The organism is Kushneria sp. EE4, assembly GCF_977968315.1.
The window spans coordinates 552,388-570,676 of the sequence record NZ_OZ386212.1 but is presented as its reverse complement, the minus strand read 5'-3'; the positions used below and the strand labels follow the sequence as shown (position 1 = coordinate 570,676).

Here is an 18,289-nt window from a genome sequence, read left to right as displayed (position 1 = left end):
GACATGTGGCTGGCGTCATGCGTGGCCCTCGTCAGAAGTCGTAGCGAAGCCTTGCCAGTACCGAGTCGGGCTCGTTATCCGAGGTATTGGCAAAAATGCGCTCGAGATCGAGGCGAAAGCCGTGGTTGAACTGAGTGGTCACGCCCAGCACCTGATGATTGGTCTGCGAATCGGCGCTGCCCAGACGCTTCAAGCGGTCGCCGGCGAGAAAGGGCTTGATGCTTTGTACCCAGTCGTTGTCCAGCTGAAAAGTGTAGCGGGCAATGTACTCTACGCCGTAGGCGTCGCTGGCAAAGTAGTCATCGAGGCCGCCGGCCGGGTCCGGCACGAAATCCTCGTAGTAACCGGCACCCATGGCGAGATACCAGTCGCCGCCCGTCCAGGTCAGGGAGCTGCCGGTCAGCTGCTGGCGAAAGGACTGCTGATCACCTTCACCCTTGATCTCTGCCGAGGTGTTGGCATAGGCCCCGCCCAGTGTCAGGTCATCGGTCAGATGCCACCGAAAGCCGATCGACGCCCCGGTACGGCGGCGGTAGTCATACGGTCTATCGTCCAGGTGGAGATCGTCGTCGGGGAACAGCCAGCCGGCAAAGACCGTGAAGTCCTCGGTACCGTTGGAATAGCGAAGGCTCTTGCGGGCGCGATAGGAGCCGTCGTAGCTGCCATCGACCCCGACGCCCGGGGCCTGGGCGAACTGGTTGTAATCCCAGACGTCCGTGCTCACGCCGACGGTGTCGTAGTAGACGCTGTTCTGCTTGCCGGCGGTCAGCCGGCCGTAGCGGTCGCTTTCAAAGCCGAAATAGACCTGCCGGCGGGTGGTCGCGCTGTCCGAGCTGTCCCGGTCATAGTGGTCGTGCCAGCCCATGACCTTCGCCGTGTTCACGCCGAGCTCGCCATAGCTCAAAAGCGTCAGGTCATCGCTGACATGGTAGTTGACGTGTAGACGAAAGCGCGTACCGCCGTCGTAACCGCGGTGCTTGTAGCTGCCGTCATCCGTACCGCCCGTTTCATTGAAATACTGCGCCCGGATGCTGCCGCCGACCTGAACCTCGACCCGGTCAAGCGCCCCTTGTGGCTGCTCGTCAGGCGACAACAGCGTAACCTCTGCCCGGGCAGCACCTGCCTGTGCCAGCGCCAGACTCCCTGTCATCACTAAAAGTGCGCGCTGCCCCTTCCCGATATTCATGTCATGTCCTGATCAATACGATAAAAACGCCGCGCAGAACAGGGCGCACGCTGTCTGACGGTCTGTAAAAGCGGTGAAAGTATAATGAGACAACGCAACCGTTTGAAACAGGGCTTAAGGCGATATGGCCTGCCGTTCAGGTCCAGATCCCGGCCAGAGCCTGCCCTGTCGATCGAACATCATCATAAAAAACGTTTCGCAGATGGCGCGAGACGCTTTTGTATCAACGTACCTGCCACCCACTAGCCCATGAAAAACTCCGGGGACGGCATCTGATCGCTTAATCCGGTCAGCATCGGCTGGCCGGCTTCCATGACGGACATCATGTCCGGCATAACCGCTGGCGCCTCGCTCGTGGCATCGTTACCGCCCGACATTGCTGCCAGCATGTCATCCTGCGAAAAAAACGCCTGCGCCGTGTCATTGCCGAAGGGGGAAACATCACTGTGCCAGACATCATGTGACTGCTGACCATCCGTGCGACCGAATGCGTCTCGCGCGGTGGCAAACGAACGCTGCTCGAACATCTGACCGACGGGGCCGGCGCTATAGTCCGTGTTCTGGCTGGAGAAGGCCTCGTTCATGGCATCGCGGTGATACTGCTCGTCGCTGAAGCTGATGGTCTGATGCTGGGGGCCCGAGCTCCATTCAAGGCTGGTGTGCTGGGAGTGGACGTCGCCGGCGGTCGGTGCGCCCAGCTGCGCCACAAGCTGGCCGATGCCGGCAGTGACGTCCTGGAAGAGCTCCTCGAGACCGCCGATCAGCGACAGGCCGCTGTCCTGGTCATGGCCTGGCATCTCATGCCCGGGCATCGGTGTGGCGTCAGAATCGTCTGCCTCGGCTGACCAGTCATTGACCCGGCCGTATTCCATGCCCAGTAGATCGCCCGTTGCCAGGGTGGTGGCATCATCCGCCTGGTAGCTGCCGTCGATGGGCGTGAGTGTAATGTCGCCCTGATTGTAATGGGTGCCTTCGGACCACGCGTTGTCGGTATTAACGGGCGCGTCGATCTCATAGCGATAGCCGCCCTCCCCGTTGTCCACGATATGACGCTGACCATCGTTGGCCTCGTCCGGCAGGGTAAAGGCAAAATCAGCCGAATTGGCATCAAGGGGCACATTGATGCTGAGCCCTTCGCCCTGCGGCAGCAGCTGGCTGCCGTTGCCTGCCTGAGTGGCCTGTAGATCGCCGATGACGTTCACCAGAAAATCGGCGCTGGTCTCATACAGCCCGCTCGGAACTTCACCGCTGTCATCGGTGCCCGCCGAGACGGCAATCGCTGGAATATCGTAGTTAAATACCGAGGCCACGGCGGCGCCCAGCGTTCCCGAGCTGCTGGCCTGGAGGCCAACACTGGCGCCGTCATCCACGCCGGAGACGATCAGATCCGGCTGATCGGCACCGGTCAGCAGCGCATCCAGGCCGGTATAGACCGTGGTACTGGGCGTGGCATCCACGTGATAGCCGGCTTCATACTCGGTGACCTCGAAACTGCCCAGCGTCAGCGCACTACCGACCGCCTGCTGACTGTCGGTCGGTGCCACCACCGTGACGTCATAACCGGCGTCCTGCAGCGCCTCGCGCGTGGTGGTCAATCCCTGCGCCTCGTAACCGCCATCGTTGACCAGCATGACGTTGAGCGGCGCATGATCACCGGCAGGCGCCACGCCATCGGAGAGCAATTCTTCCAGACGTGTTTCCAGCGCACTGCGTGCCTGCTCGTTGGCACCCCAGTTGCCATCGATGGCGGAAACAGTAATGTTGCCATCGAGAAACTGATCGCCTTCGTTGAACAGCCCGCCCGAGCTCTGCTGATCGATGCCCTGCGAGCCGTAGGTGCCGTCCTCGTTTTGGGTAATGGGAAATTCGGTGCTCGACTTGCGGGTAATCTCGGTGAGCACAGCGCCATCAATATCGCCTTGCGGCACGTTGACGGAGAGTCCGGTGCCTTCCGGTAGCAGCGGTTGCTCTGCCTGCTGCTGATTTTCAAGGCGCTGCAGCAGATCAACGGTGTAGGCCGCGGCATTGGCAAAGCCTTCATCGCCGGCCTCGTCGGCGTCGGCGGAGACGGCAATCGCCGGCAGGCCATGTTTGAGCCCGGCCATGGCGCCATTGACGGTGCCGGAGATGTTCTCGCTGCTGCCGATGTTCTCGCCCTTGTTAGTGCCGGAGACGACCAGATCGAATCCCTGGTCAGCAAGCAGTGCGTCAAGTGCCGTATCCACGGCCACGGCGGGGCGTCCGTCGATCCAGTAGTTGCCGGCCTCATCGTACTGCGTCACAGCGATATCGGATGCCAGCGCTTCTGCACCGCCCAGTGAACTGCCCTGTGCGCTCTGGTTTACCCTTGGCGCGGCGACCGTCACATTGTGGCCGGCAGCAGTCAGTGCCTCCTGCAGCGACTGGATGCCGGGCGCGTCGTAGCCATCATCATTGGTCAACAAAACGTTGAGAGCCATCTCTTGTCTTCCTCACAGATTTGATGAGGCCTCATTGCCTCTACATTCTGATTTTTGGCTTAAGAGATGTCGCCCGGATGTCAAAAGAGTCAAATCGAGTGAATTCATGCAACAAATTGAAAGCGACGCGCCATCAAAATGCAGGCATAAAAAAACGCCCGGCAAGAGCCGGGCGTGGATCGAACGCTGACGTCGGACTCAGCGCTTGAAGATGTCGCGAACGTCCTTCGCTTCCCAGTGCGGGAAGTGGCGACGAATCAGGTCGTTGAGCTCAACCTCAAAAGCCTGCCAGTCAACGCTGCCACTGCCTTCATTGCTGTCGGCTGCCTGGCGGATCATGCCGGCGCCCACCGTCAGATTGGTCAGTCGGTCGATAACGATGAAGCTGCCGGTACCGGGGCTGATGTCATAGGCATCCACCGGCACGGGCTGGGTCAGCGTCACCTGACAGCGACCGATCTCGTTGAGCGCCAGCCGCTCGGCATCGTGATGCTCCAGCGTATTAACGTCGATGCTGTAGTCGATGGCACTGATCTGACCGCTGACATCGCGGGTGGCCAGCTTGAAGTCATAGCCGCGACCGGGGGTCATTTCCCGCTCGTTCATCCAGACAATGTCGGCCACAAAGGCGTTGGACATCGGCAGCTCGGTATCAGCCGCTACCAGCCAGTCACCGCGGGAGATATCCACTTCATCGGTGAGCGTGACGGTAATGGCCTGACCGGGCCAGGCAGCCTCGAGATCGCCATCAAAGGTTACAAGGCGTTCGACCGTGGAGACCTTGCCGGAAGGCAGTACCTTCACCTGCTGCCCGGGGCGCAGAACACCCGCCTGCAGCGTGCCGGCATAGCCGCGAAAGTCCAGATTGGGCCGGTTGACGTACTGCACCGGAAAGCGCAGATCCGTCAGGTTCTGGTCGCGCGAGATCTCGACGTTTTCAAGCTGCTCCAGCAGCGGCACGCCCTCGTGCCAGGGCATGTTGGCACTCGGGTTGACAACGTTGTCGCCTTCCAGTGCGGACATGGGCACAAAGGTGATGTCGGGCGCCTTGAGATTCTCGGCAAAGCCCAGGTAGTCGCGCTTGATCTCTTCAAAACGATCCTGCGAGTACTCGACCAGGTCCATCTTGTTGACCGCGATAACCAGATGCTGAATGCCCAGCAGATCGGCAATGAAGCTGTGGCGGCGCGTCTGCACCTGCACGCCGTAGCGGGCATCGATCAGAATGACCGCCAGGCTTGCCGTGGAGGCACCGGTCGCCATGTTACGGGTGTACTGCTCGTGGCCGGGCGTGTCGGCGATGATGAACTTGCGCTTGTCGGTCGAGAAAAAGCGATAGGCGACATCAATGGTGATGCCCTGCTCGCGCTCGGACTGAAGCCCGTCGACCAGCAGGGCCAGATCCACGCGCTCGCCGGTGGTGCCACGGGTCTTGGAATCCCGCGTCAGCGCCGCCAGCTGATCTTCATAGATCATTTTCGAGTCGTGCAGCAGTCGCCCGATCAGGGTCGACTTGCCGTCATCGACGCTCCCGCAGGTAATGAAGCGCAGCAGATCCTTGGCTTCATGCTCCTTGAGATACGCCTCGATGTTTTCGGCTATCAGGGATGATTGGTGTGCCATATGCGCCTCAGAAGTAACCTTCGCGTTTCTTGCGTTCCATGGAGCCGGCCTGATCGTGATCGATGGCGCGTCCGGAGCGTTCACTGGTACGGGTCAGGAGCATTTCCTGAATGATGTCGGGCAGCGTTGCCGCCTCGGACTCCACCGCGCCGGTCAGCGGATAGCAGCCCAGCGTTCGAAACCGCACGGACTTCATCTCGGGCACTTCGCCCTCATTGAGCGGCATACGCTCGTCATCAACCATGATCAGCGTGCCGTCGCGCTCGACGACCGGACGCTTTGCGGAGTAGTACAGCGGTACGATCGGAATCGATTCGAGATAGATGTACTGCCAGATGTCCAGCTCGGTCCAGTTGGACAGCGGGAAGACACGGATCGACTCGCCCTTGTTGATGTGGCCGTTGTACAGACTCCACAGCTCCGGGCGCTGATTTTTCGGATCCCAGCGGTGGTACTGATCGCGAAACGAGTAGACGCGCTCCTTGGCACGCGAGGCCTCTTCATCGCGACGCGCGCCGCCAAAAGCGGCATCGAAGCCATGCTTGTCCAGCGCCTGCTTGAGCGACTGGGTCTTCATGACGTCGGTGTACTTGGAGCTGCCGTGATCGAACGGGTTGATGCCCGCTTCGCGCCCTTCCTCGTTGATGTGCTCGATCAGCTCCATGCCGGTTTCGGCCGCCATGCGATCACGAAACTCGATCATCTCGTGGAATTTCCACGTGGTGTTGACGTGCATCAGGGGAAACGGCGGGGTACCGGGGTAGAACGCCTTGCGGGCCAGATGCAGCATGACCGAGGAGTCCTTGCCGATCGAATAGAGCATCACGGGGTTGCGAAACTCGGCCGCCACCTCGCGAATGATATGCATCGACTCGGCTTCGAGCTGTTTCAAATGGGTTTGCCGCTCGGGAGAAAGCATGCGTGTCACAACCTCTCATGACCAAACGCCATCGCCGGGCGACGATGACGCTGTAAACGGGGTGTCTCGCGATAAAAAACGTCACGAGCAAACAAGAATGGCCCTCACGTTAGCGAGCCGCCTTCATAACGTCAAAGAATCAACGTTTCTTCCTTTAGACGTTAAAGCTATAAAAGCCGTCCTCGAGCGTATCACCGATCAGTCGCGACGTATTCGACGCGCGTTGACAGACAGGGCTGCTGCAACGCCTCAAAGGACAGGCGAATCAGGCGAAAGCCGCCCGGGGCGCGGTCATCGACGGCAAACTCCGGGCTGTCGGGCGCGAACTGCGCCGCGATGGCCGGCACCGACATCACCGGCACGCCGTTATGCAGACAGGTTCGCTCATGGTGGATGTGGCCACACAAGACGGCCTGCACATGATCAAATCGGCCAGGTCCTGCCCAGAACGCGTCACGATCCTCAAGACCGATTTCGTTCATCCATGCCGCCTCCACACTGACCGGTGGGTGATGCAGCACAATCAGTGCCGGTGTGGTGTCGCCTGCCAGCTGCGCCTCGAGATGCGTTAGCTGATCAGGGCCCAGCCGCCCGCCCTCTTCTCCCTCGATCCAGCTATTGAGCAGCAGGATCTGCCAGCCGCCGAAATAAACGACCGTTTCCAGCGGGCGCACGTCGGCCATGGTGACGGGGTGGTCATGATTGCCGGGCAGCCATACCCAGCGACAGCCCAGGGCGTCGAGCTGCTCGGCAGCGCGCTGATACGATTCGATCGAGCCGTCATCGCTGACATCGCCGCTGACGATGATCAGATCCGGTCGGTAGTCACCAACGCGGGCCAGAATCAGATTCATACGCGCCTGAACATCCACGCCGCGATAGCGCTGCGCGGGGTCGGCGCCAAGATGGCTGTCCGAGAGCTGAACGATCAGCATGACAGGCTCCTTGAAACAGGGTCACCGCCCCGAGGCGGTCAGGGTAACGCGACATGACAGACAGGAAGAGAACGAGCCGGAGTGAGCGCGGAGCGCCGCACGGGTCAGGGCGTTTCAAACACGCGGGTGTCATGGCCGTGGGCCAGACCATGCTCCAGCCATTCGCCCAGAAAGCGGTTGAGCTGCAGCTTCTCGTCGGGCTGATGCATGTGGGCGTTGGGATAGCGATAGCGTCCCTCGAAGTGACGCTTGCGCTGAAAATCGTTCACTTCTGCCATCTGCACGTCGTGGTACAGATGCACCACCATGCGCGGCGCATCGATCATGTCATCGAGCACGCCGCTCTGGAACACACGCACGATGGTCGTATAGGGCGCACGCTCCATGACCTCAAGATGCAGGGTCCCGAAACGCGCGGTATGGCTGGCCAGCGGCAGCTCCACTCTTTCACCGGCCACGGTGTCGCCCAGCAGCCGGTCAAGACGCACGAAATTGGCCGTACACTCGGCCTGTAGCGTTCTTAGATCGGTAACGTAAGCGTTTCGTCTACTCAAATGACTATCTCCTTGCTCTGAGGGCCGGGCGCTCACGGGCCAGCCAGTACAGCGCAATCAGTAACATGGCATTGTTGATGGTACCGTCTTCCAGCAATCCCCAGGCATCACGGAAGGGTAGCACACGCACCCTGATGTCCTCGTGCTCCTCTTCAAGCCCATGTATGCCGCCCACGTTGGCTGAATCCACCAGCGCGCAAAAAAGCGTGATGTACTCGTCGCAGGCGCCGGGACTTGGGAAGTAACGATGAATCTCTAAAAGCGCTTCGACGTGGCAGCCGGTCTCTTCATGAACCTCCCGACGAGCGACCGCTTCGGGCGACTCGTCTGAATCGATCAGACCGGCGGCCGGCTCCAGCAGCCACGGGCTGAAGTCCCGGCCCATGGCACCGGCGCGAAACTGTTCGACCAGCACCACCGCGTCACGTTCCACGTCATACAACAGCACGCCCACGGCGTCGTGATGACGAAAAACCTCACGCGAGACGGTCTCGCTCCAGCCACCCTGATACTGGCGATAGCGCACATCGACGCGGTCGAGATTGAAAAATCCGCGATGCAGCGGCGTGTCCTCGATGTGCTCGACATCGTTTTCATCAAAGCGGGGGAGTAGCGTCGTGTCCCGAGTCGTCATCGGCTTTTTCCTGAAAAAAATGAAGTCTGGTGCCGGGCAAAGGGCGCAGCAGCGTCAGTGATAAAACGGCACGCGCCAGACAACAAGGCCAGTGTGGGCATGGTTATGGATGCACCGCCAGAGACTTTCAAGCGCATGCCGGCCGGCAGCCTTGGCAGCACAGTGCGAGGCGATTATGGTAAGCGCCCCATCATCATACGGACACCGTCTGCATGAAAGGACGCAACATGACTCGCTGGCGCGACCCGGCCAAGGACCCGCGCCAGGAGAAAAAGACCGACCTGATCACGCCGGAAGGGTTTGAGTCGATGCGAGGCCTGCTCGATCATCTGGTGCGCGTACGCCGCCCCGAGCAGTCACGCAAGACCGGCGAGGCCGCCGCCCAGGGCGATCGCAGTGAAAACGCCGACTACACCTACAACAAGAAGGCGCTCAACGGCACCATCGCGCGTATCGCGTATCTGCAAAAGCGCCTGGATGCCCTGACCGTGGTCGACCGCCTGCCCGAAGACCGCAATCGCGTCTTTTTCAGCGCCTGGGTGACGCTGGAAGATGACGACGGCGAAGAGATGCGCATCCGCATTGTCGGCCCCGATGAGACCGACAATAAAAAGCACTGGATCAGCGTGGATGCCCCGCTGGCCCGCGCCCTGCTGGGCAAGGCGCTGGACGCTGAAGTCACGGTGGACGCTCCGGGCGGCGCGACCACCTATATCATTACCGACATCGCCTACGCCGAGCGTTAGTGTGACGGCCGGGCCTCAGCGCCGGCTGGCGCGATAGACCCGGAAGCGACTGGTTTCCTTGAGCACCTCGACGCGGCCGAAGTGCTTTTTCATCAGATCCATATAGGGCAGAAAGCTGTTGGCCACCAGATAGAGCGCGCCTTTGGGCGCAAGCTTCTTGCTGGCCTGCTCGATCAGCTTGCGGGCCGGGTCGATCGACACGCTGCGCTCCTGATGAAAGGCCGGGTTGCTGACAATAGCCTCAAAGGGGCCCTCGACGGCCGCCAGCATGTCGCTGGGGAGCACTTCGCCTTTCAGATCATTGGCTGCAAGCGTGCGACGGGTCGCTTCCAGCGCCAGATGATTGATATCCACGGCCGTTACATCGGCGCCCTGGCGCGCCAGCCAGGCACTGATCACGCCGTCGCCGCAGCCGGCATCCAGTACCTGCCCTTCCAGCGCCGGCAGTACCTCCAGCAGCATGCTGGTCCCGTCATCAAGGCGGCCATGACCGAAGATGCCCGGATGGCTGACCAGTGTGAGATCCAGCGCCTCAAAGTGTGACCAGTGATCGCCGGCGTCTTCCGCCACAGTAGTGGCCTGATACAGCGAGCAGCGCCGCGCGTTGTCCAGACGCTGGTGGGACATGCCCCGCGTTTTCAGCTCGCCCGGTACCCGCTTGCCGCCGCCGTGATGCTCGCCGACGATGCGCAACGTACTACCCGAGGCACAGCAGGCATTGAGCTGATCCAGCCACCAGCGGCCCAGATCCATGGTCTTGGGCCAGAACAGCAGTGCATCGCTCATGTTTTCCGGCGCCGTCAGGCCTTCGACCACTTCATGGCCGTGCTGGCGCCAGACTTCGGAAATCAGATGATCCAGACTCCAGATGCACCGTTTCGCCCCGTTCAAAAGCCCCTCATCCAGCGGCGGCGCGATCAACCACTCGCCCTCCTTGATGGCGGGTGACTGTCGATCCAGCAATTGCCCCATGGGCGTGGAAAAACTCATGAATCCCCTGCTCTACTCAAATGGTGACTGACCTGTCCTGTGACATGGTCATGAAGATAACGGTATATGATCGAGCGCCTGCGGTAACGCGCCCTGCATGAGATGAAGAATATCAGCTCGGACGATAAACGCTGTAATGGAGATAGCGCCCCAGGCGCCAGTAGGGGTCGCGCTGGCAATAGCGGTGCTCCAGCTCGAAAAGCCGTTCAAGCGTGGCCTCGTCCGGGTCACGCTCGCGCAGATAGTCATGGAACACGCGGATGCCCGTGATGGATTTGACCTCGAGCCCGGCCGCCTCAAGCCAGCGCACGACCTCTTCATGGCGCAGCGGGGAGATCGGCGTCAGGCGCTTGCGGGTGCCAAAGCCGGCCAGCTGATCATCGAGCACCTTTTGCAGATTGCCCTTTACCACGTTGGAAAAGCGCAGCGCGTCCTCGTTGAACACCATCAGTGACAGCCACCCACCGGGGGCGAGCTGATCGGCCAATAAGCGAACCGCCGCCTGCGGGTCGATCAGCCACTCCAGCACCGCGTGACAAAACATCAGCGGCCACGGCCCGGGCGCAATATCGGGCAGGCTCTGCAGGTCACGCTGATGAAAACAGGCATCGCTGCCGGCCAGGCGTTCGCGCGCGGCAGCGAGCATATCCTCCGCTGGCTCCAGCAGGGTGACCGGATGGCCGCGCTCACTGGCCCAGTGCGCCATCTGCCCCAGCCCTGCCCCGACATCGACCAGCGGCTGGCCCTGCATCGGAATGGAAGACTCGATGGCGCGCGTCAACAGCGCCAGACGCAGCCGACCCCGGGCGTGGTTATACAGAGCGGTTTCAAACTTCTCGGCCATGCCATTGAAATGGCGGTCCGTCGTGATGCGTTCTTTCATGCGGGCTCGATTGGCAGCGTAGGTGCGTCAGGGTTTCACTATACGCGGGAAATCCCTATAATGGCGCCCGCTTCGCCCCCGTAGCTCAGCTGGATAGAGCGTCCCCCTCCTAAGGGGAAGGCCTCAGGTTCGAATCCTGACGGGGGCGCCACTGATTACCCGCCCGATTACCTTTCCCCTTGTCCCAATATTTTCTGCTCCGCACATGAGTCTGCTTTACCGAGACAGCGTCAAGTTCGTTGTTCTGCTCGGCAGCCTGTTTATAGTCATGATCATCTTCACCTGACGTGATCGCTGTATTGGCAGGTAAGTATCGGTAAAAACAAGAGCCTGCCCTGCGCTTCAATATCTAAGTGCAGAGCAGGCTCCTTGGCTTTCAAATAACGAAACGTGCCCGAAACGATCAACTCGCCGGAAACGGGCTTATGCCCTGTCAGCACGGCGCAACTTTATGGCGTTTCTGGACGCCATTACCACTGCCAGTATCAGAATGCCCAGCGAGAGCGCGAGAAAAACGCCGCTAATGGGGCTGGTTGCAAAAACACTCCAGTCACCTCGCGATAGCAGCAGCGCCCGGCGGAAATTTTCCTCCAGCATTGGACTCAGGATAAATCCAAGAATCAACGGTGCCGGCGGAAAGCCCAGACGCAGCAGACCATAACCGATCAGACCAAAGATCATGACCACGAAGATGTCGAATGTGGCGCTGTTGATGCTGTACACGCCAATGCAGATCAGTGTGAGTATGGCCGGATAGAGGACCGAGTAAGGAATCTGAAGCAGCCGTGTCCACAGACCGATCAATGGAATGTTCAGAACCAGCAACATCAAATTTCCTATCAAAAAGCTGACGACCAGCCCCCAGAAAAGATCCGGATGATCGGTAATCAGACCGGGGCCCGGGTCAATACCGTGAATCATCAGTGCACCGAGCATGACCGCCATTACGGCGTCGCCGGGTACCCCGAGGGTCAGGGTTGGTATAAACGCTGCCTGCGAGGCGGCATTATTGGCCGACTCCGGCGCCGTCAACCCTTCTACCGCGCCCTTGCCGAAACGCTCCGGAGTTTTGGTAAGGCGTCTTTCCAGCGCATAGGCCAGAAAAGAGGCCATTGCTGCCCCTGCCCCGGGCAACACGCCACAGGCTGCCCCCAGAACGGAGCCTCGTCCGGTAGAAGGCCATGATCGCCGAATATCTTCACGGCTGGGCAGCATGCTGCGAAACCCAAAGCTCTCCTTTTGAGTATTGCGATGGCGGTGTGCTGTCGCAATGACCTCGGAGACGCCAAAAAGGCCCATGGCCACAGAGACGATATTAAGACCATCAGCCAGATACGGTATGTCCAGGGTATAACGAAACTGTCCGGAATTGACGTCCTGGCCCACGATGCCAAGGAACAGTCCGAGAACAACCATGAACAGCGAGCGCAGAAAGGTGCCACCGCCGATTGCCGCGGCACCGATAAGCGCCAGCAGCAACAGCGAGAAATACTCTGCCGCTCCGAATTCCAGAGCGAAGGACGCCAGTACCGGCGCAAATCCCCCGACCAGCACAATACCGAAGATACCGCCCACAAAGGAGGCGATTGCGGTCAAAAAGAGCGCAATGCCGGCACGTCCTTGCTGAGCCATGGGATAGCCTTCCAGCGCCGTGACGGCTGCTGCAGGCGTACCGGGCAGATTAAGAAGAATGGAGGCCGTCGAGCCGCCATATTGACCGCCATAATAGATCCCCGCCAGCATGATGATGGCTTCGGTCTGGGGAATGTAAAACGTGATGGGTAGCAGCATGGCGATCGCCGGCAGTGGACCAACGCCCGGCAGTACGCCCACCACCATGCCCAGAAACACACCGAGAAAGCAGTACATCAATGCTGACCAGGTCAGCGCGACCGACGCCCCCTGAGCGAGGTTGGCAAACAGTTCCATTACCACACTCCCCGAATGAGCGTGAAGGGCAGGCCGAGTCCGACCACAAAGATCAGCACGACCAGCAGCGGTACACCCAGACACAGTGCCACAAGCCGCTGGATACTGAATGTGGGTGCTGCCAGCGTGCTCACGACTATCAGCGCCACACAGGCCGGAATCAGCCCTGCTGACTCAAGCAACAATCCGAAAAGTCCAACCGACAGCGGTACACAGATGAGCGAACGCCGGGCTTTTTTGGCATCTTCCTGAGCGTCTTTTGTAGCCTCATTTTCAGATAGCGATTCAACGGGCTTTTCAAAAAGCGCCTTGAGGGCAACGCCCATCCCCAGAAGCACCATGAGGCCCCCCAGCAGCATGGGATAGAACCCTGGCCCCATTCGACCTGCCGTGCCGAGGCGGTAATCCAGCGCCCCCACGACGACGGCAAGACCCAATACGATCATGACCAGCGCTGAAATCCAGTCGACCGGCGCCAGTGTCTTCAAGGACCGCATTTTCATGGCACGCTCCTACCAGGATCCGACAGGCTTGGAAGGATCGGTTCTGGGCGGTTCGGGATAGTGAAGTCCGCGCTGCCCTGAAAGACCCCGGTTATGATGCGCCTGGTGCGCCGGCGCCTCGGTGCCGATCATTTGGCCATCGCGTACCCACTCCAGATCTTCGCCATACAGATGCTCGATCAGCTCCTTCTTGAGGCGTTCCACGATATCGGCATGATCAGACTCGTGGACTCGGTCGACCTCCTCCCGGGGATCTTCCTGCAGATCGAACAGCTGGAAATGATTGCCCGCGGGGTACCAGATCAACTTGTAGCGCGCATCGCAAATCATTCGCGTGGCCCGCACCCCGGAAGACGCCTCCCCGTAGAAGGTTTGTCGGCGTTCACCGCCCACTACACTTCTGCCGTCGCCGCCCTCTGGCATGGGAATACCGGCCAGCTCCAGAAGACTCGGCATGATGTCCTGAAGCCCCATGAGACGATCATCGACTGCACCCGGCACAACACGCCCGCCATCACGCTTGTCGATCATCATGAACGGCACGCGGGCCGAGCCTTCATACATCAGTCGTTTGGCGTAAAAACCGTGATCACCCAGCATATCGCCGTGATCACCGGTAAAGCAGATAATGGTGTTATCGAGCAGCCCTTCCTCTCTTAGCGTTCCGATCAGTATGCGAATCTGGTGATCAATATGCGTACACAGGGCGTAAAACGCCCGCAGCATGTTCGCGTGCTGCACCGGGGCAAGATCGCGCCAGTATTCCTGCACGGCGCGCAGCATATAGGGCAGGTTTTGCGTATCCCGGGACCACTCGGATTGAATCGGCACCGGCATGTCGCGGTCACGATAGCGCTCCAGATAAGCGCCAAGCGGCACCAGTGGCGGATGCGGCGCCGTATAGGAGACATACCAGAACCCGGGGCGGGTGGGGTCGCGACGCTTGATCATGCGTGCCGCGGTAGTGGTCGTCCAGGACGTCACATGGGTGTGCTCCGGCAGGTGCCAGGGCCGCCACTCGTACTCATTGTTGCTCATGCCGTGCAGAAACTGCTGCCCGACATAGCCGCAATCTGCCAGGTATATTTCATAATCATCCGGACCGTCGATCTGTCCGCGCCCCTCCTCGGCAAGCCACGCCTCTTCAAAGCCGATGCGATCACGGGTTGGATAAACGTGCAGCTTGCCCGTCATGGCCGTTTGATACCCGCTGTCCTTGAAACACTGCGGCAGTGTCGGCAGCTCGGCGGGCATGGGCAATGAAGGCTGAAATTCCCGATCACCGTGCAACCGGGAGCTGGCACCGGTCATGATCGAGCGTCGCGAAGGAATGCAGATCGGCGTCTCGGCATAGCACCGGGTATAGCGTGTGCCCAGCTCCGCCAGCCGATCCAGTGTGGGTGTCTCGATCACGGAATGACCAGCACAGCCCAGCAGGTCGGCCGGCCACTGGTCCACGGAGATAAATAAAACGTTGGGTCTTGAGTCAGACATGGATGACCTTCCCTGACAGAGTGAGCATCGCCGCCCACCGAACCCGATTGCCGGTCGGCGACACGCTGGGGATAAACCGCTCTGAAGTTACTGCGTCGATACTTCCGCCATCTCGACCAGTTCGCCAAGCGTTTCGGACTGCGTATCGACAAACGCGGCAAATTCATCTGCGGTGCCACCGATCACTTCGATACTGACCGCTTCCAGGCGCTGACGAACGTCTGGCGCCTCAAGCACCTTGTTCATTGCCTCGTTGAGTCGTTCGGCGATGGCAGGGTCGATGTCTGCCGGCGCAAACAGGCCGTGCCAGGACGTGAACACCATATCGACCCCCAGCTCGGACAGCGTGGGGACATCCGGTAGCGCCTGTGCCCGTTCTGCGCTGGTGACCGCCAGCGCCTTGATCGAGCCTTCCCGGACAGCGGGCACCAGCGTGCCATCGATAAAGGCACCGACTTCACCGCCAATCAGGGCCGTCCGCGCCGGAGAGGAGCCCTGATAAGGGATGTGCAGCCCCTCGAAGCCAAGCAGCGACTCAAGATATTCAAACGACAGGTGCTGAGGCGTCCCGATCCCTGCCGAAGCGTAATCGATGTCCTCCGGACGAGACTCCGCAAGCTCTTTGAACTCTTCAAAGTTGGCAACGTCGAGACGCGGCCCGACACCCAGCACCAGTGGCACGGAGGTAATCTGCACAATAGGGGTGAAATCGGCCACCGGATCGTAGGCAAGGTTGTCATACACGTGCGGGTTGATGCCGTGTGTTGCGATGTCACCAAGCAGCAGCGTGTAACCGTCGGCGTCGGCGCGTGCCACTTCGCCACTGCCGATGGTGCCACCGGCCCCGGCACGGTTTTCTACCACAACCGGCTGTCCGAGCTCGCGGCTGAGCGGCTCGCTCAGGGTTCGGCCGATGAGATCAACATTACCGCCGGGCGAATAGGGAACGATCAGATGGATCGGCTTTTTCGGCCAGTCCGATGGCGCAGCCTGTGCGTTTGAACATATCAGGGAAGCGAAAAGTATTCCTACAAGCGGTAGAGCAATGCGTTTGAACATGATGTCATCCCCTCTGGGTCATGCAGGTTGATGCGCCCTTTCCAGAGTGCCTTGCCCGTTTTATAAGCGTTACTGATAAAAAATATTTTACGAATCAGTATCGAAAGGCAGACAGTCCTGTTTTTATCGTTTCCAGCGATTCAGCGAAGCAGAGTCTGGAACTCAAGAGCAGCTTTTAATCCACAATAACCAATAGAATTTGATAATCTAATAAGAATCACTTATTTATTACTCAAGTCTAACGCCGTGAACTTAAACTACCTTTTATCGATCGCCGTACTGGCAGAAGAGCGACACTTTGTCAGAGCCGCTGCCAGACTGGGCATCAGCCAGTCTGCGCTGACACAGCAGGTACAAAGAATCGAGCGTGAACTGGGGCTGACCCTTTTTTCACGCACCCAGCGTCAGGTCGTGATTACCGAAGCAGGCAAGGCCTTTGTGGAAGAGGCCCGGCGTGTCCTGACGCAATATGACATTGCCATCGATGCCGCACGCCGGGCATCGAAAGGAGAAATCGGTAAACTTCGACTGGGATTTGTGGAGAACGCCGCACTTCACTTACTGCCCAGAACGGTGTCGCGCTTTCGCCGTCATCATCCACATGTGCAACTGGCACTGCATGAACTGATCTCGGCCCAGCTTGTTCAGGCACTGCAGGAAGACACCCTCGATGCTGCCCTGATGAGACCCATTGCAGGCCTTGACGCTTTGAAGACCATGACACTGCTGCGCGAGCCGTATCATGTCGCGCTGCCTGCCGACCACCCATTGGCGCAAAGGACCTCGATCGCATTTGCAGACCTGATGACCGATGGCATCGTCATTGCGCCGGCCAATAAATCGACCTATCTGCTCTCGGTGTTCAGACCTTTATGCGAGCGCCATAACGTTGAATTCACCATCGCCCAGGAAGTTGATCAGCTTCACGCCATCATTGGCCTGGTGGGTGCAGGTCTTGGCTATACACTGCTTCCCCGCTCGGCCGCCGCCCTGTCGATAGAAGGCGTGGTCTATCGCCCGCTGTCCGACCCTGACGCACCTCACGCCGAGCTCGTGCTGGCCTGGTCGGCGAATGCCACCAATCCGGTACTGAACAATTTTCTGGCCGTTGCCAGAGACGCCTCTCGTCAATAAGATCGCCACGTTCAAAACGTCATATACGCTAACGCCTTTTGACATCCGCAAGAGTCAAAAGCCGATAAAGTGAGTCATCGTCGGCCTGATCCACGACCACAAAAAAGCCCCGCCGAAGCGGGGCTTTTTCTGTATGGCAAATCCGACAGACCCTCAGCCGAACAGAAAATCTTCCGGGCCCATCGCCTGGTGCAGCTCGCCCGCCGGGGCGCCCGGATCGTACTTGGGAATGCCGATCAGCGTGATCGTGTTGGTCGCCGCGCCGTCATCGATCATCAGGTCGGTACCGCTGCCGTTGTACATCGCATGGATATCGGCAAAGGCCAGCGCCTCGCCATCCGAGCCGGTCAGCCCGGACACGTCAATGCGATCGATACCCAGCTCAAAGTCGGTGATCACGCTGCCCCACCAGGTGTCATCGTCGCCCAGCACGAAGCTGTCGGGTGCGTTTTCGGTACCACTGACCTGTCCTTCCACCTGCACATCCGTGAAGGGGCCCTCGGGGGCCGGCGCCATTTTGGAAATCATGTCACGACGATCCGACAGGGTATTGAATCCGCCGGTCATGTCGCTCAGGCGCAGGGCAAAATCGTTTTCATCCAGCCCGGCCGGGCCGCTGTCGCGGTACAGATAGAAGTCATCATCAAACAGCACGGGAATCACGGCATCGCCGCTGTCCATCTCCCCTGCCATGGTGAACGCTTCTTCCAGCGAGCCGGCATCCCAGGCCATCACCGCATAATCAAAATTGATGGTCTCAAAGGAGGCCATGACCTCATCGTTGACCAAAAGCGTGTCCTTCATGCCATCAAAGCCGACCAGCGTGTCGATGCCGTTCCCATCCTGACCGTAACGTGAGGCGTCTTCGGAAAAATACAGCACATCCGTGCTACTGCTGCTTGCGCCCAGCACGATGGTCTCCTGCACTGCGGCTGAAGCCGTATATTCAAGGCCACCTGTCAATGCACTGGCATCCGTATGGGTTATCGCTGCGTTACCCAGGGCGCTGTTGTTCCATTCAATGCGACCGGTGCCACCGAGCATCAGCGACTCGAGCGCATCCCCCTGGGCGGTGGCCGACAGCGTCTCACCGGATCTTGCCCGGCTTTCGTTGAACAGGGCGTTTAACTCCAGGGTATCGACGTCCTCCGGCAGGACAAACGTCATGGCACCGCCTTTGGTAAAGGCGAAGGATTGGGACTGGCTTTTGGTCAGCTGCGGCATGTGTTCAACTCCCTTGA

16 protein-coding genes and 1 tRNA gene are annotated in these 18,289 nt (G+C 59.6%); 3 read left to right on the top strand and 14 right to left on the bottom strand.

All coding sequences use genetic code 11. From position 1 onward, the window contains the following. Positions 1-31: 31 nt before the first annotated feature. The 7 genes from ACXMYO_RS02550 to ACXMYO_RS02520 all read right to left on the bottom strand — a co-directional run bounded on the left by ACXMYO_RS02550 (position 32) and on the right by ACXMYO_RS02520 (position 8,310). Positions 32-1,186 carry a porin gene (locus ACXMYO_RS02550; RefSeq protein WP_457807721.1) on the bottom strand — a complete coding sequence of 385 codons (1,155 nt, stop codon included), beginning with the start codon at positions 1,184-1,186 and terminating at the stop codon, positions 32-34. A 242-nt stretch (positions 1,187-1,428) separates the two neighbouring features. After that, positions 1,429-3,645, bottom strand: coding sequence for a 5'/3'-nucleotidase SurE (locus ACXMYO_RS02545; RefSeq protein WP_457807720.1), 2,217 nt, complete (start codon positions 3,643-3,645; stop codon positions 1,429-1,431). A 198-nt stretch (positions 3,646-3,843) separates the two neighbouring features. Beyond that, positions 3,844-5,268, bottom strand: a complete 1,425-nt coding sequence (gene cysN / locus ACXMYO_RS02540) for a sulfate adenylyltransferase subunit CysN (protein WP_457807719.1) — start codon at positions 5,266-5,268, stop codon at positions 3,844-3,846. 7 nt (positions 5,269-5,275) lie between these two features. Continuing rightward, on the bottom strand, positions 5,276-6,187 hold the full coding sequence (gene cysD, locus ACXMYO_RS02535; RefSeq protein WP_438768371.1) for a sulfate adenylyltransferase subunit CysD: 912 nt from the start codon (positions 6,185-6,187) through the stop codon (positions 5,276-5,278). A 191-nt stretch (positions 6,188-6,378) separates the two neighbouring features. Further along, positions 6,379-7,122 carry a phosphodiesterase gene (locus ACXMYO_RS02530; RefSeq protein ID WP_457807718.1) on the bottom strand — a complete coding sequence of 248 codons (744 nt, stop codon included), beginning with the start codon at positions 7,120-7,122 and terminating at the stop codon, positions 6,379-6,381. A 104-nt stretch (positions 7,123-7,226) separates the two neighbouring features. After that, positions 7,227-7,676, bottom strand: a complete 450-nt coding sequence (locus tag ACXMYO_RS02525) for a DUF1249 domain-containing protein (RefSeq protein ID WP_457807717.1) — start codon at positions 7,674-7,676, stop codon at positions 7,227-7,229. Between the two features lie 4 nt (positions 7,677-7,680). Then, on the bottom strand, positions 7,681-8,310 hold the full coding sequence (locus ACXMYO_RS02520; protein WP_438766599.1) for an NUDIX domain-containing protein: 630 nt from the start codon (positions 8,308-8,310) through the stop codon (positions 7,681-7,683). A 212-nt stretch (positions 8,311-8,522) separates the two neighbouring features. On the opposite strand from ACXMYO_RS02520, the gene greB reads away from it, so the two are divergent. Then, positions 8,523-9,056, top strand: a complete 534-nt coding sequence (gene greB / locus ACXMYO_RS02515) for a transcription elongation factor GreB (RefSeq protein ID WP_438766598.1) — start codon at positions 8,523-8,525, stop codon at positions 9,054-9,056. A gap of 15 nt (positions 9,057-9,071) precedes the next feature. Here the strand turns inward: greB and ACXMYO_RS02510 are convergent, their stop codons facing one another. Both ACXMYO_RS02510 and ACXMYO_RS02505 read right to left on the bottom strand, forming a co-directional pair. Continuing rightward, positions 9,072-10,046, bottom strand: a complete 975-nt coding sequence (locus ACXMYO_RS02510) for a methyltransferase (RefSeq protein ID WP_457807716.1) — start codon at positions 10,044-10,046, stop codon at positions 9,072-9,074. A 112-nt stretch (positions 10,047-10,158) separates the two neighbouring features. Beyond that, positions 10,159-10,929, bottom strand: a complete 771-nt coding sequence (locus ACXMYO_RS02505) for a methyltransferase domain-containing protein (RefSeq protein ID WP_457807715.1) — start codon at positions 10,927-10,929, stop codon at positions 10,159-10,161. A gap of 74 nt (positions 10,930-11,003) precedes the next feature. Here ACXMYO_RS02505 and ACXMYO_RS02500 point away from each other — a divergent pair. Continuing rightward, positions 11,004-11,080, top strand: a tRNA-Arg gene (locus tag ACXMYO_RS02500). A gap of 272 nt (positions 11,081-11,352) precedes the next feature. On the opposite strand, the gene ACXMYO_RS02495 is transcribed toward ACXMYO_RS02500, so the two are convergent. From ACXMYO_RS02495 to ACXMYO_RS02480, 4 genes are all read right to left on the bottom strand, one after another. Continuing rightward, the gene (locus ACXMYO_RS02495) at positions 11,353-12,858 is read right to left on the bottom strand and encodes a tripartite tricarboxylate transporter permease (protein ID WP_438766569.1); all 1,506 of its coding nucleotides are present in this window, start codon (positions 12,856-12,858) and stop codon (positions 11,353-11,355) included. After that, the gene (locus ACXMYO_RS02490; protein WP_457807714.1) at positions 12,858-13,361 is read right to left on the bottom strand and encodes a tripartite tricarboxylate transporter TctB family protein; all 504 of its coding nucleotides are present in this window, start codon (positions 13,359-13,361) and stop codon (positions 12,858-12,860) included. The genes ACXMYO_RS02495 and ACXMYO_RS02490 overlap by 1 nt, the downstream gene beginning before the upstream one ends. 9 nt (positions 13,362-13,370) lie before the next feature. Beyond that, positions 13,371-14,855, bottom strand: a complete 1,485-nt coding sequence (locus tag ACXMYO_RS02485; protein WP_457807713.1) for a sulfatase-like hydrolase/transferase — start codon at positions 14,853-14,855, stop codon at positions 13,371-13,373. A gap of 87 nt (positions 14,856-14,942) precedes the next feature. Beyond that, positions 14,943-15,914, bottom strand: a complete 972-nt coding sequence (locus ACXMYO_RS02480; protein ID WP_457807712.1) for a Bug family tripartite tricarboxylate transporter substrate binding protein — start codon at positions 15,912-15,914, stop codon at positions 14,943-14,945. Between the two features lie 246 nt (positions 15,915-16,160). Between ACXMYO_RS02480 and ACXMYO_RS02475 the strand changes: the two genes are divergently transcribed. Beyond that, complete coding sequence (locus ACXMYO_RS02475) at positions 16,161-17,048, top strand: LysR substrate-binding domain-containing protein (protein WP_457807711.1); 888 nt, start codon at positions 16,161-16,163, stop codon at positions 17,046-17,048. Between the two features lie 153 nt (positions 17,049-17,201). Here the strand turns inward: ACXMYO_RS02475 and ACXMYO_RS02470 are convergent, their stop codons facing one another. Further along, a complete protein-coding gene (locus tag ACXMYO_RS02470) occupies positions 17,202-18,272 on the bottom strand; it encodes a hypothetical protein (protein WP_457807710.1) in 1,071 nt (356 codons plus the stop codon). Between the last annotated feature and the right edge of the window lie 17 nt (positions 18,273-18,289).